This is a genomic window from Mycobacterium sp. OAS707 (assembly GCF_014873705.1).
Lineage (GTDB): Bacteria > Actinomycetota > Actinomycetes > Mycobacteriales > Mycobacteriaceae > Mycobacterium.
Genome location: NZ_JADBDS010000006.1, coordinates 515,356 through 530,557 on the forward strand (window position 1 = coordinate 515,356; position 15,202 = coordinate 530,557).

General features: G+C 67.8%; 14 protein-coding genes. All 14 read left to right on the top strand.

The features are described 5' to 3' along the window. Window positions 1–1,977 carry an FAD/NAD(P)-binding protein gene (locus tag GGC64_RS33810; RefSeq protein ID WP_192726955.1) on the top strand — a complete coding sequence of 659 codons (1,977 nt, stop codon included), beginning with the start codon at window positions 1–3 and terminating at the stop codon, window positions 1,975–1,977. Beyond that, the gene (locus GGC64_RS33815) at window positions 1,974–3,365 is read left to right on the top strand and encodes an adenylosuccinate lyase family protein (protein ID WP_192726956.1); all 1,392 of its coding nucleotides are present in this window, start codon (window positions 1,974–1,976) and stop codon (window positions 3,363–3,365) included. The genes GGC64_RS33810 and GGC64_RS33815 overlap by 4 nt, the downstream gene beginning before the upstream one ends. Continuing rightward, window positions 3,362–4,480: a branched-chain amino acid aminotransferase gene (locus tag GGC64_RS33820; RefSeq protein ID WP_192726957.1), complete on the top strand. Its 1,119-nt coding sequence runs from the start codon at window positions 3,362–3,364 to the stop codon at window positions 4,478–4,480. Before GGC64_RS33815 ends, GGC64_RS33820 begins: the two co-directional genes overlap by 4 nt. Next, window positions 4,481–5,095: a DsbA family protein gene (locus tag GGC64_RS33825; protein WP_192726958.1), complete on the top strand. Its 615-nt coding sequence runs from the start codon at window positions 4,481–4,483 to the stop codon at window positions 5,093–5,095. Between the two features lie 14 nt (window positions 5,096–5,109). Continuing rightward, on the top strand, window positions 5,110–6,375 hold the full coding sequence (locus GGC64_RS33830; protein ID WP_192726959.1) for an ATP-grasp domain-containing protein: 1,266 nt from the start codon (window positions 5,110–5,112) through the stop codon (window positions 6,373–6,375). After that, window positions 6,372–7,646: an ATP-grasp domain-containing protein gene (locus tag GGC64_RS33835; protein WP_192726960.1), complete on the top strand. Its 1,275-nt coding sequence runs from the start codon at window positions 6,372–6,374 to the stop codon at window positions 7,644–7,646. Before GGC64_RS33830 ends, GGC64_RS33835 begins: the two co-directional genes overlap by 4 nt. A gap of 79 nt (window positions 7,647–7,725) precedes the next feature. Next, window positions 7,726–7,887 carry a hypothetical protein gene (locus GGC64_RS33840; RefSeq protein WP_192726961.1) on the top strand — a complete coding sequence of 54 codons (162 nt, stop codon included), beginning with the start codon at window positions 7,726–7,728 and terminating at the stop codon, window positions 7,885–7,887. Then, entirely contained in the window at window positions 7,884–9,143 is a 1,260-nt protein-coding gene (locus GGC64_RS33845; protein ID WP_192726962.1) for an MFS transporter, read from the top strand. Before GGC64_RS33840 ends, GGC64_RS33845 begins: the two co-directional genes overlap by 4 nt. Window positions 9,144–9,166: 23 nt before the next feature. Beyond that, on the top strand, window positions 9,167–10,510 hold the full coding sequence (locus tag GGC64_RS33850) for a hypothetical protein (protein ID WP_192726963.1): 1,344 nt from the start codon (window positions 9,167–9,169) through the stop codon (window positions 10,508–10,510). A 27-nt stretch (window positions 10,511–10,537) separates the two neighbouring features. Beyond that, entirely contained in the window at window positions 10,538–11,212 is a 675-nt protein-coding gene (locus GGC64_RS33855; protein ID WP_192726964.1) for a cyclase family protein, read from the top strand. Further along, a complete protein-coding gene (locus GGC64_RS33860) occupies window positions 11,205–12,386 on the top strand; it encodes a DUF362 domain-containing protein (protein ID WP_192726965.1) in 1,182 nt (393 codons plus the stop codon). Before GGC64_RS33855 ends, GGC64_RS33860 begins: the two co-directional genes overlap by 8 nt. After that, window positions 12,383–13,756: an anthranilate synthase component I family protein gene (locus GGC64_RS33865; protein ID WP_192726966.1), complete on the top strand. Its 1,374-nt coding sequence runs from the start codon at window positions 12,383–12,385 to the stop codon at window positions 13,754–13,756. Before GGC64_RS33860 ends, GGC64_RS33865 begins: the two co-directional genes overlap by 4 nt. Further along, on the top strand, window positions 13,753–14,355 hold the full coding sequence (locus GGC64_RS33870) for an aminodeoxychorismate/anthranilate synthase component II (protein WP_192726967.1): 603 nt from the start codon (window positions 13,753–13,755) through the stop codon (window positions 14,353–14,355). Before GGC64_RS33865 ends, GGC64_RS33870 begins: the two co-directional genes overlap by 4 nt. Then, a complete protein-coding gene (gene larE, locus GGC64_RS33875) occupies window positions 14,352–15,194 on the top strand; it encodes an ATP-dependent sacrificial sulfur transferase LarE (protein ID WP_192726968.1) in 843 nt (280 codons plus the stop codon). Before GGC64_RS33870 ends, larE begins: the two co-directional genes overlap by 4 nt. Window positions 15,195–15,202 lie beyond the last annotated feature (8 nt).

Here is a 15,202-nt window from a genome sequence, read left to right on the forward strand (position 1 = left end):
GTGTCCACTGAGAAGTTGCAGCTCGCGATCGTCGGACTCGGCCCACGCGGATTGTCCGTCGCCGAACGCCTCTGCGCGAGCGCCGAATCGCTTCTGCCGCAAGGGCGCGAGCTCGTCATCCACCTCATCGACCCGCACGTGGCCGACGGCGGCCAGGTATGGCGCAGCACGCAGGACCGGGTGCTGTTGATGAACACGGTCGCCTGTCAGGTGACAGTTTTCGTCGACGACACCGTCGACTGCGCCGGGCCGGTGGTGACCGGGCCGAGCCTCTACGAGTGGGCACGCTCCATCGCCTTGGTCGGCAGCCCGAATGTGCCGGACGCCGATCGTGTCGAAGCCGCCGCACTCGGGCCCGACGATTATCCGTCGCGTGCGTTCTATGGGAGCTATCTGCAGTGGGCGCGCGATCGCATGATCTGGACGGCACCCCCGGTTGTCAGTTTCGAGTCGCACCCGGCGACCGCCGTCGACGTTCGTGACACCCCAAATGGCTTGCAGGAAGTCGTATTAGGCAACGGGGAGATCCTCGGCGACTTGCAGGCCGTGGTGCTCGCACTCGGTCACATGCCCCATCGCCTCGGGGAGTCGGAGTCGGCCCTGAGTCGGTTCGCGGACCGACACGGCCTGCGGTACGTCGCGCCGAGCAACCCGGCCGATGTGTCGCTGGACGCCATCGCACCGGGCGAATCGGTGATCTTGCGCGGTCTGGGCCTGAACTTCTTCGACTACATGGCGCTGTTCACCCTCGGTCGTGGCGGCACGTTCGTGCGCAAGCCCGACGGGGCTCTGCGCTACCTTCCGTCGGGGCGGGAACCCAAGCTGATCGCAGGGTCTCGGCGCGGAGTGCCCTACCACGCCCGCGGCAAGAACCAGAAGGGCTCGGCAGGCCGGCATCAGCCCCGCTACGTGACACCGGAGGTGATCGAACGGCTGCGGACCCGCGCCGACGCGGGAGCGCCCGCAGACTTCCGTCGGGACATCTGGCCGATGATCGATCAGGAAGTCCGCACGGTGTACTACGCGACCCTGGTGCAGGAGCGTCGATGCGTCTGCGACGCAGACGAATTCACCGCCATGTTCGCCACGGCGGAGCCCGCGGCGGTGCCGATCTTCGGTGATCCACTGGCTGTCGAGGAGAGCGACGCGCAACGCACTGTGCTCGCCAAGTTCGACATCGATCCCGACCAGGGCTGGGACTGGCGCGAGATCGCGGCGCCGTTCACCGACGACGACCTTGTGTCGACTCAACGGTTCCGCACGTGGCTGCGGTCGTATCTGGACCTCGAGGTCACCGAGGCCGGCAAGGGGAACGTGACCGGTCCGCGCAAGGCGGCGCTGGATGTCCTGCGCGACCTGCGCAACGAGATCCGGCTGCTCGTGGACCACGGCGGCCTGTCGGGCGACTCCTACCGGGACGAACTGCAGCGTTGGTACATGCCGTTGAACGCCCACCTGTCGATCGGGCCCCCCGCCGAACGCATCGAACAGTTCGCCGCCCTCATGGATGCCGGAGTGCTCGAGGTGCTCGGCCCGGATGTACGCGTCGAGTGCACGGACGGACGCTTCGTCGCGCACTCCGGAGCTTGTCCGGATCTCGTCGTGCAGGCCACCACGCTGATCGAGGCGCGCCTTCCGGAAACCGACGTGCACCGCACGACCGACCCGCTGTTGCGCACGCTGTTGGACCGGGGCGAGTGCCAGCCGTACCGCATCCCGATCCGCGGCGGTGGTCACTACGTCGCGGGCGGTGTCGCGGTGACTCGGCGGCCGTACCGGCTGCTCGACGCGCAAGATCGCCCGCACCCCCGGCGTCTCGCATTCGGCGTGCCAACCGAGTCGGTGCACTGGGTGACCGCGGCGGGCATCCGTCCCGGCGTCAACTCGGTGATTCTCGGTGATGCGGACGCCATCGCCAGGACCTGTTTGCGCACTGCGGCGGACCACGCCGACTACCTGACAGAGAGAACAGCATGACGGACTACGGAATTCTGGCGCCCGCGTGGGCGGCGACGGGAGCGGCTGACCTCGTCGACGACAACGCGTTGCTGACAGCCATGCTTGCGACGGAAGTCGCCCTGGCCGAGGCGCAGGCCGAGCTGGGTGTGATTCCGCCTGGCGCGGCGAAGGCCATCAGGGACGCCGCCGTGCCCGCTTCCATCGAGCTCGCGGTGGTGGCTGCGGGAGTGCGCGAGACGGCCAACCCCGTCGTGTCGTTCGTCGCGCAGCTCACCGCCGCGGTCTCCGCCGTCGACGCGTCCGCCGCCGAGTACGTGCACCGCGGCAGCACCAGCCAGGACATCCTTGACACGGCGCTGATGCTGCTGTGCGCGGCCACGCTGGACCGCATCGAAAACGACCTGATGGCATGCGCGGAAAGCCTTGCCGCACATGCCGATCGGCACCGCGACACCCCGATGGCGGGTCGCACCCTGACCCAGCACGCCGTGCCGATCACCTTCGGGTTGAAGGCGGCCACCTGGCTGCATGGGGTGCTCGACGCCGTGGAGCGGGTGCGCCGCACGCGCGCCGCGCTGCCGGTATCGCTGGGCGGCGCCGCGGGAACACTTGCCGCGTACCACCAGTACGCGCTGGACACCACCTGGGCGAGTGAAGCGACGATGCGCTTGCCGGAGTTGGTGGCCCGTCGCCTCGGTCTGGCTGAGCAGGCCCTGCCCTGGCACGGAGTACGCACTCCACTCGCCGACGTCGCCGCGAGCCTGATGGTCACCACGGGTGTGCTCGGAAAGCTGGCCGCCGACGTCCTCGTGCTCACGCGCACCGAGATCGGAGAGGTCGCCGAGGAGCATGCGCCGGGCCGGGGTGCGTCGTCGGCCATGCCGCAGAAGCACAATCCGGTGTTCTCGACGCTCATTGCGACCGCCGCACGGCAACTCCCACCGATCGCCCTCGTGCTGTTCGGCTCCATGGCCGTGGAGGACGAAAGGTCCTCGGGCGGTTGGCATGCCGAGTGGCAACCGTTGCGAGAGTGCCTTCGCATCGCTGCCGGTGCCGCCGCCAACGCCGCTCGCCTCGCGGCGACGCTACGGGTCTCGCCCGCGGCGATGGCAGCGAACTTGCGGCTGACCCGCGGGGCCATCGTCTCCGAGCGCGTCAACGTCGTTCTGGCGCCGCTGCTCGGCAGGACCAACGCCAAACGCCTACTGGCCGAAGCGACTTCGACGGCCGAGCGCGACGGTACCGACCTCGCCGACGTTGTCGCCATCGCGCTCGAGGACGCCGGAGTGACCGCTCCCGACATGCACGAGTTGTTGGATCCGTCCGCCTACACCGGGATGTCCGGTCCGCTGGTCGACCGTGCGCTCGAGCGTTTCGGCAAAGTTCGACAAGGAGAGTCCGCATGAATGACGTTGCCGCGCTGGAGTTCACCCGGAAGCGTGCAGAGACGGTCCCCGCCGAACGGCGGGCGGAACTGCTCGCGCGGCCCGGGTTCGGCGACACCTTCTCCGATCACATGGTGACCGTGCGGTGGAGTGCCGAGCAAGGCTGGCACGACGCAAGCGTCGGGCCGCTCGCCGCGTTGCCGCTTCACCCGGCGACCATGGCACTGCATTACGGTCAAACGATTTTCGAGGGTTTGAAGGCGTTTTGGCGCCCGAACGGTCAGAGGGCCCTCTTCCGGCCCGCCGACCATGCGCGGAGGTTCAACAGCTCGGCGCGCCGGATGGCCATGCCCACGCTGCCCGAGGCAGACTTCGTTGCGGCGCTCGAGGTGCTGCTGCGGGCAGACGCCGACTGGGTGCCGCGCGTCAGGGGACACGCTTTCTATTTGCGGCCGTTCATGATTGCGACGGAGACGGGCCTTGGCATACGTCCCGCGGCCGAATACCTGTTCACAGTGATCGGCACCCCGGCGCGGCCCACATCCTCCGTCGACCCGAAGCCCATGCGGTTGTGGGCAGCCACCGAGTACATCCGCGCGGCGCCGGGCGGCACCGGCGGCGTCAAGTGTGGCGGCAACTACGGCGGCTCCTACATCGCCCAGCGACAGGCCGCGGCCAACGACTGCGACCAGGTCGTGTGGCTGGACGCGCGGGAACGCTCCTACATCGAGGAGGCCGGCGGTTCCAATTTGTTCTTCGTGGAGTCGACCGCCCAGGGAACCCGACTGCGCACACCGCCACTGAGTGGAACCCTGCTGGCCGGCATCACCAGGGACTCGATCCTGCGATTGGCGAGCAAGCTGGGCTACCCGGTCGCCGAGGAGCCCCTCACGCTCGACGAGTGGGAGCAGGGCTGCCGAGACGGGCGCATCACCGAGACGTTCGCGTCCGGCACCGCCCGGGCCATCGCACCGGTCGGGCAGGTCGTCTCCGCGCAGCGGGAGTGGCAGGTCGGTGACGGCACCGCAGGCCCGGTCACGTCGCGCCTGCTGGATGCATTGATCGACCTCCAATACGGCCACACTCCAGACGACTTCGGCTGGATGCGGCTCGTCGACACCGAGAGCGAGACCTGAATGACCACGTCTACAACCGCGAAAGTCGACTTCTACTTCGACCCCGCCTGCCCGTTCGCCTGGATCGCCTCCCGGTGGATCCTCGAGGTGGAACCCAGGCGGAACATCGATCTGCGGTTCCGGGTGATGAGCGTGTCCGTGCTCAACGAGGACCGCGAGATCTCCGAGTGGTATCGAGACTTCTGCGACCGTGCGTGGGGGCCCGCCCGCGTCTGCGTTGCCGCCGCCCAGCACCACGGGGACGACGTGCTGCGCGACCTCTACACCGCGCTTGGCACCCGAATCCACAAGGGGCGCAACAAGAATTACCCGGAAGTGATCGAGCAGGCCCTCGCCGAGGTGGGCCTGCCGCTCGATCTTGCTGACGCGGCGCACGCGGCCGAGTACGACGAGGCGCTGCGCAAGAGCCACGCCGCGGCGCTGGAACCCGTCGGCGCGGATCTCGGCACCCCGGCCATCCACATCGACGGCGTCGGCTTCTTCGGGCCGGTGCTGACCGCCATCCCGCGGGGCGAAGAAGCGGCGCGCATCTTCGACAGCGCCAGGACCCTGGCCGCCAATCCGCATTTCTTCGAGCTCAAACGGGCTCGCTCCGGCGACCTGAACTACGACTGAGGGGACCTGTGCACATGAAACACATCGGGTTTGTGGAATCGAACCGCTCCGGATCCGGATTCGACGCGTTACGAGCGGCGCGCAAGCTGGGCTTGCACGTCACCTTCTTCAGCTGCGGGCTGGATCGCTACCACGCGACGCCGGGCGGCACGGAGGTATTGAGCACCTGCATCGACGAGGTCGTCTACTGCGCGACCCACGAGCTGGCGCCGCTGCTGGCCGCGGTGAAAGAGGTCGATGCGACTCGACCGCTCGACGCGTTGCTCTCGGTCGCCGAGTACGAGGTGGTTCAGACCGCCGAGGTGGCACGCCAACTCGGCCTGCCCGGCCCCGATCCGGACGCCATCCGGATCGCACGCAACAAGGCCGAGCAGCGCCGGCGCTGGGCCGAACGCGCCGTACCCATCCCGGCATTCCGCGCCGTGACGACGGCCGAGCAGGCCGCGCAGGCCGCCGAGGAAATCGGGCTACCGGTCGTGGTGAAGCCGGTCGACGAGACCAGCGGGGCCAATGTCGTCCGGTGCACGACCGTGCCCGAGGTGATCGACACCTTCTCGACGGTGCGCTCGGAACCCACCAACCGTCGCGGTCAGGCCCGGACTCCCGAGGTGCTCGTCGAGGAGTGCCTGGTCGGCTTCGAGGTCAGCGTGGAGGTGCTTGCCGAGGCGGGATCCGTTCGCGTGCTCGGGGTGACCGACAAGCTGGTCGGGGGCGGCAACCGGTTCATCGAGCTCGGACACAGTTTCCCGACATCGTTGCCGGCTCCGATCCGAGACGAACTGGAACGGGCCGCGGTGGCCGCGACCATGGCAGTTGGCTTCGACCTCGGCATCGCGCACGTCGAAATCAAGTACACCGCAACGGGTCCCAAGCTGATCGAGATCAACCCACGGCCTGCCGGTGACCAGATCACCGAGCTGATGGACCGCAGCTTCGGGCTGTCCACCATGGCGATGCTGATCCGCCAGTACCTTGGCGAGTCCGTCAGCGCCATCGAGACGAATCCTGTTCGCGGCGCGGCGATTCGGTACGTCACCGCGCCCGAAGGCGTCGTGGACAGCGTCACCGGTCTGGAGATCGCCGCTGCGGTGCCAGGAGTCTGTGAGGCCGTGGTGTCCGTCGAACCGGGCGCGCGCGTCAACCCCTTGCGAGTGAACGAGGACCGGATCGGCCACGTCCTTGCCACCGCCGACGACCCATACCTGGCCGGCCGGATAGCCGAGGCCGCGGCCCAACAAATCGCGGTGCACACCCACCGGGAAGCAGGAGAGACGACATGACGAACCTCGTGATGGTGATGCCCTACCAGGCATACCTACGCAAGGCGCAGGCCGAGGGTTTCCGGATCCACGCGATCTGGGACCCGGCCGAGGCGCAGCGGTTGTTCGGCGCGCAGGCCGCCCAGTACCTGAAGGACGTCGAGGCTCAAGCCGACGGCTTCCGGTTGGTGGATTTCACCGATCACGCCGCCTACGCCGACGCGATCCGGGCGGCCGTGCGGGAAACCGATGCCGACCACGTGTGGCATGTCGGTAGCGAGGAATCGATGATGCTGGCGTACGAGGTGGCCGACGAACTGGGTAAGGCGGTCAACTCACCGCAGTCGGTCGCTTTGCTCAACGACAAGCTCGCCATGCGAACCCTGTTGCGCGACAAGGGCATCTCCGCTGTCAGGTTCGCCATCGCCGAGCACTGGTCGGACGTCGCGGCGCTGTTGTCGGACTTCACGCTGCCGGTCGTCGTCAAGCCGACCACGTTGTCCGCCAGCAGGGGGATCTACCTGCTCACCGACCCGGCCGATCTGCCCGCCTGGGGCGAGGAGCTGGCCGCCTACTCCTACGACGGGCCGGTGCTCGTCGAGGAATACCTGCGCGGCCCGGAGTTCAGCGTGGAGACGATGACTGTGCGCGGCGAGCACCACGTGATCGGGGTGACCCGCAAGCTGCTCGGCCCGCTGCCGCACTTCGTGGAGAAGGGGCACCTGTTCGGCGCGCCGGCAATGGTGGAGACCAGCCGGGTGGCCGCGCTGGCAGTGGAGCTGCTCGACGCCGTCGGATACCAGTGCGGCCCGGCGCACACCGAGATCATCCTGACCGCCGACGGCCCGCGGATCGTCGAGTCGCAGGCCCGGCTCGGCGGGGACAAGATCCCCGACATCATCCAGATCGCTCAGGGTTTCGACATCAAGCAGGCAATGTTCGGCGCCCTCGCCGGGCGGCCGCCTGCGCCCGGCCCGTCGGAGTCCATCGGCCACATCGCGTACTTCAGCTTCGACAGCGGGGTGTTGCAGTCGGTGACGGGCCTCGACGAGGCACGGGCGCTGGATTTCGTTCACACGCTGAGCTTCCCGTTCTCGGTCGGGGACGTGCTGCCAGAGACAGTGAGCTCTAAAACCCGGCACGGCTTCGTCATCCTCACCGCCTCCGAGAACGCCGCACAGGCCCAGGCTCGCGTGGAGCGGGTGCGCGAACTGATCAAGGTCGAGGTGACGGCCGATGACGAAACATCCACGCGCGCAATGGGAACCAACCATGCCTTACCCAGCGGATAGGAAAGCCTTGCCCATTGGCACCCGGAGTCTGGCTTCCCGGCGATTACGGAACCCCTGCTCGATCACAAGAATTTCCCTCATGCCTACACACATGAGCAACGCAGAGGCCGACGCCTTCGGGATCCCCGCAATCGCGATCTGGGAATCGGCCGAAGCCCTGGCTCGCGCGGACTGGATGCACGAACAGATCAAGGCCGAACTGGCGGCCTATGCGTCAGCCGGAAAGGTCGGGGCCCGATGAAGAAGTTCATGGCGCTGCACCGCAACGTCCGGGTCAGGATCGGACTGGCGTTCGTGCACAAGCTCATTGACGCGATGATCCTCACCTTCATCGCGATTTACCTCGCGGCCCACGTAGGCATCGCGACCACAGGCGCCCTGATCCTGATATTCGCCGTGTTCGCGGTCTTCGGCATGCTGGTCGGCGGTCATCTGTCGGAGAAGTGGGGGCGTCGGCCGGTCCTCATCGCCGGTGACCTCATCGGCACCGCCTTCCTGGTGCTGATGACCGTGGCCTACTTCGCCGACTGGGGCCCGCTGGCGGTCTACTTCAGCTACGCCATCGTCAAGTTCGGCACCAACATGGCACTTCCGGCCAACGACTCGACCATCATCGACGCCACCCCGCCCGCAGACCGCAAGTACGTCTACACGGTCAACTACTGGGTGATCAACGTCGCGCTGGGCAGCGGCGCACTGCTGGGCGGCTTCCTCTACGGCGCGCACTTCGGCGCGGTGATCCTGGGCGGTGCCATCGGCATGGGCTTCGCCCTGCTCGTCACCGTGCTGCTGGTGGCCGAGACGAAGCCGGAATCAGCGCAGGCAACCCCACCCACCAAGCTTCGCGGGTTGGCTCAGTTCACCGAGGGATACCGGGTCGTGCTGGCCGATTCGACGTTCCGCCGGCTGATCATTGTCGCCACGCTGGTGCTGACCCTCGAAGGGCAGCTGAGCACCGCGATCGGGATCCGGCTGTCGAACGACTTCGGCGTCCAGCATGTCTTCCCGTTCGGCGACGTGCACGGCGTGCAGATGCTCGGCGTGCTCAAGGCGGTCAACACCGTCCTGGTCGTGCTGCTCGCGCTTCAGGTCAACACGCTGCTGCGACGGCTCTCAGACCGGGTCAGGCTCTATGTCGGCATCCCGCTGTACGTAGGCGGCTTCGCGGTGTTGGCGATCACCAACACCGCATGGGTGCTGCTGGCAGCGGTGGTGGTGCTGACCATCGGCGAACTGATGAACGCGCCGATGCAGCAGTCGCTGCTGGCGGATCTTGCGCCCGAGCAGGGCCGGCCCCGCTACATGGCCGCCTACTACCTGCACATCCGGTTCGGTCAGGTGCTCAACTCGCTGCTGGTCAGCCTGAGCGCGGTGCTGAGCACCCACGGGATGGCCGGGATCTACCTGCTCTTCGGCGTCGTGATCCTCATGCAGTACCGGGTGATCCTGGCCCGCCGCCCCGCGCATGCCGGTGCCCAAACACCGGTGTCCGTCTGACTTTTCACATCTTGGAGGCAATCATGTCGGCACGCGCGAACCAGGTCACGCAGGCCTACCTCGCTGAATGCGCGACCCCGGACAGCAGGCTGCGTGGCGCGCTGGCCCGGCTCTCCGTTTCCGAGACCATGCGGGCGGCCTGGCCGAGGCTGCTGCCCCGCCCTGTCATGGTCGACGAGGCCGAGTTCCGGGCCTTCGGGCAGGATCTCGCCACCATCTTCGATCTGGTCACCTCGCTGCCGCAACGCTGCTTCGACGGGGACTTCGACCGGTTCCGCGCGGACCTCGGCATCGACGACCGGCGCGGTGCGTGGATGCGCAGGCTGCTCGGCGACGGCGCTCCGCCGCTGTACGGCCGGGCCGACATCTATTACGACGGTTCGTCTTTCAAGCTTCTCGAGTTCAACATCGGCAGCGCGCTCGGCGGCGTGGACATGGTCGGCCCGCTGCCGAAGGCCTACCTGCAGATCCCCGCGGTTGCCGAGTTCGCCGCCGAGCACGGCCTCGGCTACCTGGACACCTCGAGGGAGCTGGCCGCGGCACTTCGCAATGCGGGCAAGACAATTGGTGCCGCCGAGCCGGTGGTCGCGGTGTTGGAAGGACCCGGCGGCATGGCCACCTACGGCCACCAACGCCGCGCGATCGGCGAGCTGCTGGCCGAGCAGGGCGTCGAAACCCGCGTCGGCGAGATCAGAGAGCTGACGTTCCGTGCAGGCAAGCCCTACCTGCACGGCACCGCGATCGACGTCATCCTGCGCTACTACGGGCTCGAAGAGATGCTCGCCCATCCCGACGGCGAGGCACTCATGGAGCCGGTCTTTCGTGCCCATGAAGACGGCACCGTCGTGGTGTGGACGCCGACCAATGTGTTCGGGAACAAAGGCACGCTCGCGATGCTGTCCGAGTTCGCCGAGGACGCATCGGTTTTCGACACGCAGGAGCGTGCGGTCATCGAGCGGGTGCTGCCGTGGAGCCGCATGCTCGGCAGACGCGGCGCCGAATCCGATGAGCGGTTCATCTCCGAATGCATGCAACGCCGGGAAAGCCTGGTGTTCAAGCCAACTGGGCTGTTCGGCGGCGAGGGTGTGCTCATCGGACGTGAAGTGGACCCCGGCACCTGGCGGGAGGCGCTGGCGGAGAGCACGCAGACCGGCTGCCTCGTGCAGGAGATCGTACGGCCGAATGTGGAGTCGGTGATCGACCCCCAAACCGGTTCCCGCACGGACTATTTCGCACTGTGGGCCGCCTTCATGACGCCGGCTGGCCTCTGCGGCGGCGGCGTGCGCGCGGTACCGCCTGGCGGCAGCACAGTCATCACCATGATCAACAACACCCAAGTCCGCAACACCTGCCTATTCACCTGCTGATCCATCCACCGAGCAAGGAGCAAACCAATGACCCGATTCGTCGACCTGACCCACGGCTTCTACGACGGAATGCCGTCCTATCCCGCCGACTGGTTTCCGCAGTTCGTCAGCGAAAGAACGATGACCCCGGAGACCGACCCCTACGGCACCAAGCGCACGTTCTCGTACCTGCACGTGTTCCCCCACAACGGGACACACATGGAGTACCGGCTGCACTTCTTCCCCGGCGCCGAGGGCATCGACGAGGTGCCGCTGCACACCCTGATCGGGCGCGCCTGCGTCGCCGACCTCTCCGACAAGGGCGAGCTGGAGCCGGTCACCGGTGACGATCTGGAGCGGGTCCTGCGGCCCGTGTGGCAGGAGGGCGACCGGCTGCTGGTCCGCACCGACTACCTGTACAACAACTGGGGCAGACCCGACTACTGGGACGTCCCGCCGTACCTGACGCCCTCGGCCGCGGAATGGGCAATCGACAACGGCGCCAGCCTGTTTGGGCTGGACTGCCTCACCGAACGGCCCGGAGACGCCGAGTCCCCCGTGCATCACGCGCTGCTGGCCGCCGGCATCCCGCTGCTGGAGTACGTCACCAACATGCATGAGCTCACCAAGCAGGTCGTGCAACTGGTTGCCCTGCCGATGAAGGCCGCAGGCGCCGAGGCGGCTCCCACGAGAGTCATCGCGATGGAGGACACCGATGGCTGACTTATTCCGGCCATCCGTTGCACTGGCGCCCGTCGCGGACGACGCCGCGGTGCCCGGTGTCTTGCAGGGACTGCTCGAGCTGATCGACGAGCCGCTGGCAGGCCTGTCCCCCGGCGCCGAGGTGTTGATCAAGCCGAACCTGTTCCAGACCGAGCCCGGGTTCCACGTGAGCCCGGCGCTGCTGGCGGCCATCGCCCGCGCGGTGGCCGAGCACGGCGCCCGACCGGTGATCGCCGAGCGCACGCACGCCATCTACGAGATCCTCAACGACCACGAGGCCGCCCGATACGCCCGTGTGGTCAGCCTCGACGATCTTCCGTTGCGCATCACCAACATTCCCGGCGCGACGTCGCTGCGGGTGCCGATCGCGGTGCCCGAGCTGATCGAGGACTGCGACTACTTCATCGGGGTGCCGCAGCTGCGCACGCACGCCAGCGTCGTCTACTCCAATGCGATGAAGAACTTGGTCGGGCTGCTCCCCGGCTACACGACCCGCATCGTGCACATGGCCGGGGTCGACGAATCCACCGTCGACCTGAACCTGATGCGCCCGCAGGACCTGGTCATCTGCGACGGAACGACGGTGATCGAGGGCAACTACCCGATGGACGGGCGCGCACGCTGGGTCGGCTTCCTGGCCGCCAGCCGCAACGCGGTCGCCCTCGACGTCGCAGTCGGCGTGCTGGCCGGCTTCGACCCGAACAGCGTCGCCTATCTGCGCGACGCACACCAGCGCGGCATGGGTCCGCTCGCGCTCGAGGACATCGACCTGCTCGGAACGCCGTTGGCGGAGCTCGCTTTTGACATGGTCAAGGCACCGGTCGAAATCGTCGCGCCGCGCGCAGGCATCCACATCCACGCCGAGCACGCCTGCCCGGCGTGCAGCCGGTTCGTCGCAGGCGCGATGCGCGCACTCGCCGACGAACTGCGCGACTGGGACGGCGAGATGACGATCATCTCCGGTCCGCAGGTGCAGATGCCGCCACTGCGCGGTGCGGTGGTCCTGGTCGGCAACTGCCTCTACGAGAGCCGCGATCTCGGCATCTTCATCGAGGGTTGCCCGCCCCGCGCGATCCAACTGGCCGCCTTCCGCTACGCGATGGGCAAGCCCGTCGGCGCCCACGAACGCACCCAGTTCCGGGTGCCGCCCCAGCTGGAAGGTGTGAAGGGATGACGATTCTTCAGAGCAGCACGGTTACCTCGCTTGCGCTGACCGCCGGATCGCGGCTGTACCGCCATGTCATTCCGCTGGCGAATTCGATCAGCCCGGTCGCCGCCGCCGCGGCGCTGCGTGACACCGGGCGAGTCATGCTGACCGCCGGATCCGACGGTCGTCGCGCAACGCTGGCGGTCGGAGAGCTCGCCGTCGTCTCCCATCCCGGTGGCGCGGGCCACGCGCCGCTGGCCGATGCCGTGAATTTCCTTGCCGCACTGGATATCCCAACGGACACCCCGTCTGCCGAGGCGGCCTGGTACGGGCTGCTGGGTTATGACGCAGTGCGCGACTTCGAGAGGTTGCCCAGCCGCCACCCGGCGACCGATCGGCCGGTATACGAGTTCTTCCTGCCCGAGACGCTGATCCAGTTCACCGACGGCCACGGGCAGGTCATCGGGCGGGGTCCGTCGGCCGCCGCCGCGCGCGCCGCGGCCGAACGGGTCTCCAGGAGGCTGAACCGTGCCGGCGCAGGGCTCGGCCTCGTCGCCGTCGGCGCAGGCCGGTTCGGATTCAGCTTCGATGAGTATGCCGCCGCGGTTGACCGCGCGAAGCGACACATCCTCGACGGCGACGTCTTCCAGCTGGTGCTGTCCACCGCCTGGACCGCACCGGCCACTGTGGACGGTCTGGCGATCTTCGAGCGGCTGACCGCGATCAATCCCTCCCCCTACCACTTCTGGTACTCGGGCCCGCGGTTCGAGGCGGTCGGCGCCTCACCCGAACCGTGCCTGACGCTGAACGACGGCCGGGCGCTCATCCGCCCGCTGGCGGGAACCCGGCCGCGTGGCCGCGACAGCCTCGCCGACCAGCGCGCCGAAGCGGATCTGCGGTCGTCGATCAAGGAACTTGCCGAACACCGGATGCTTGTCGACCTGGCTCGCAACGACCTGGGCCGGGTATGCCGGCCGGGCAGTGTTTCCGTCGAGCGGCTGATGGACGTGGAGCGCTACTCGCACGTGATGCATCTGACCTCCGACGTGTACGGCGACATCCGCGGCGACCGGCGAACCGACGAACTGATCCGGGCGACGTTTCCGGCGGGCACGATGACCGGCACGCCCAAGGTCCGCGCCATGGAGATCATCGACGACCTCGAGCCGAGCAGGCGCTGGCTGTACTCGGGCGCGGTCGGCTCGTTCGGACTGTCCCATGTGGACCTGTGGCTGACGATTCGCAGCATGGTGCTGTGCGACGGGGAAATTCGCCTGCAGGCGGGAGGCGGCATCGTGCACGACTCCGACGCGGCGGGCGAGTACGCCGAATGCCTGGCCAAACTCGGCTCGGCCGCCCGGGCCCTTGGGGTAACCCTGAAAGGAGACGCGACATGATCTGCGTCATCGACAACTACGACTCGTTCGTCTACAACCTCGTGCAGTACGTGGGAGATCTTGGCGAAGACTGCGTCGTGTACCGCAACGACGAAGTGACTGTCGAACAGGTCGCCGACCTCGCCCCCGACTTGATCCTCATCTCCCCGGGCCCCGGCGATCCGGCCGACGCGGGTATCTCGATCGACGTGATCCGGCGGCTGGGGCACACCTTCCCGATCTTCGGGGTGTGCCTCGGCCACCAAGCGATCGGCGCGGCGTTCGGCGCCCGCATCCGCCACGCCGCCGCGCCGATGCACGGGAAGTGCTCGGAGATAACCCACGACGGCAGTGGAGTTTTCGCCGCACTACCGAACCCACTGACGGTCGCCCGCTACCACTCCCTGGTGATCGACGCCGACACGCTGCCTGCCGAGCTGATGGCCACCTCTTGGTCGAGCGACGGCGAGATCATGGGCGTTCGGCACCGGACGCTGCCGATCGAGGGCGTGCAATTCCACCCGGAATCGCTGTTCACCGAACAAGGCGTCGACATCGTCGGCAATGCGGTGCGCGGCATCCGCGGCCGCCTGGCCGCGCAGCAGGTCGGGGCCGCATGACCACCTCCGCCGACCGGCTGCTGGCCACCCTTCGATCACTTGACAGTGTGGCTGTCGCGTTTTCCGGAGGAGTCGACTCCACGCTCGTGCTGGCCGCGGCGTTGCGCGCACTGCCGACCAACCGGGTGCTCGCCGTGATCGCTGACTCGCCAAGCCTCGCCCGTACCGAACTCATCGAGGCGCGGCAGGTCGCCGCCGATCTCGGGGCGGAGTTGGTCGAGGTCCGTGTCGCCGAGCTCGACGATCCCGGTTACCGCGAAAACGCGGGCAATCGCTGCTACTTCTGCAAACGCACCGTGTTGAGCGCGGTCAGCGAGCTCGCGCTCCAGCGCGGCATCGCGCACGTGGCCACCGGCACCCATGCCGACGACCATCGGGCCCTGCACCGTCCCGGCCTGCGCGCCGCCCGTGAGCTACACGTGATCGAACCGCTCGCCGACGCCGGGCTCGGCAAGCAGGAGATCCGGATGCTGGCGGAGGCGTGGTCGTTGCCCGTCGCCGACAAACCGGCGATGCCGTGCCTGGCCTCCCGGATCGCCGTGGGAGTACCGGTCTCCATCGGCAGGCTGGGTCTGGTGGAGCGCGCCGAGATCGCGCTGCGAGCGCGGCTGGCCGGAGCCGGTGTCCAGCCGCGTGATGTACGAGTTCGGTTGCTCGGCAACGGCTTTCGGGTTGAGTTGGACTCGTCGGCGCACGCGGCACTCGAGGCGTCGCCAGCACTGACCGCCGAGGTCCTCACGGAAATGAAACACCTTGGCCTGGCCGGTGCCGGGCGGATAGCGACGTACCGCTCGCCCACGCTTGCGCCCGCGGTCGGTGACAGTGCGGTCGCTTCGTGAGATCGTGA

Excerpts from the sequence above, each read along its gene's own strand:
- GGC64_RS33815 (WP_192726956.1), top strand. The coding sequence starts at position 1,974 with ATGACGGACTACGGAATTCTGGCGCCCGCGTGGGCGGCGACGGGAGCG.
- GGC64_RS33820 (WP_192726957.1), top strand. The coding sequence starts at position 3,362 with ATGAATGACGTTGCCGCGCTGGAGTTCACCCGGAAGCGTGCAGAGACG.
- GGC64_RS33825 (WP_192726958.1), top strand. The coding sequence starts at position 4,481 with ATGACCACGTCTACAACCGCGAAAGTCGACTTCTACTTCGACCCCGCC.
- GGC64_RS33830 (WP_192726959.1), top strand. The coding sequence starts at position 5,110 with ATGAAACACATCGGGTTTGTGGAATCGAACCGCTCCGGATCCGGATTC.
- GGC64_RS33835 (WP_192726960.1), top strand. The coding sequence starts at position 6,372 with ATGACGAACCTCGTGATGGTGATGCCCTACCAGGCATACCTACGCAAG.
- GGC64_RS33840 (WP_192726961.1), top strand. The coding sequence starts at position 7,726 with ATGCCTACACACATGAGCAACGCAGAGGCCGACGCCTTCGGGATCCCC.
- GGC64_RS33845 (WP_192726962.1), top strand. The coding sequence starts at position 7,884 with ATGAAGAAGTTCATGGCGCTGCACCGCAACGTCCGGGTCAGGATCGGA.
- GGC64_RS33850 (WP_192726963.1), top strand. The coding sequence starts at position 9,167 with ATGTCGGCACGCGCGAACCAGGTCACGCAGGCCTACCTCGCTGAATGC.
- GGC64_RS33855 (WP_192726964.1), top strand. The coding sequence starts at position 10,538 with ATGACCCGATTCGTCGACCTGACCCACGGCTTCTACGACGGAATGCCG.
- GGC64_RS33860 (WP_192726965.1), top strand. The coding sequence starts at position 11,205 with ATGGCTGACTTATTCCGGCCATCCGTTGCACTGGCGCCCGTCGCGGAC.
- GGC64_RS33865 (WP_192726966.1), top strand. The coding sequence starts at position 12,383 with ATGACGATTCTTCAGAGCAGCACGGTTACCTCGCTTGCGCTGACCGCC.
- GGC64_RS33870 (WP_192726967.1), top strand. The coding sequence starts at position 13,753 with ATGATCTGCGTCATCGACAACTACGACTCGTTCGTCTACAACCTCGTG.
- larE (WP_192726968.1), top strand. The coding sequence starts at position 14,352 with ATGACCACCTCCGCCGACCGGCTGCTGGCCACCCTTCGATCACTTGAC.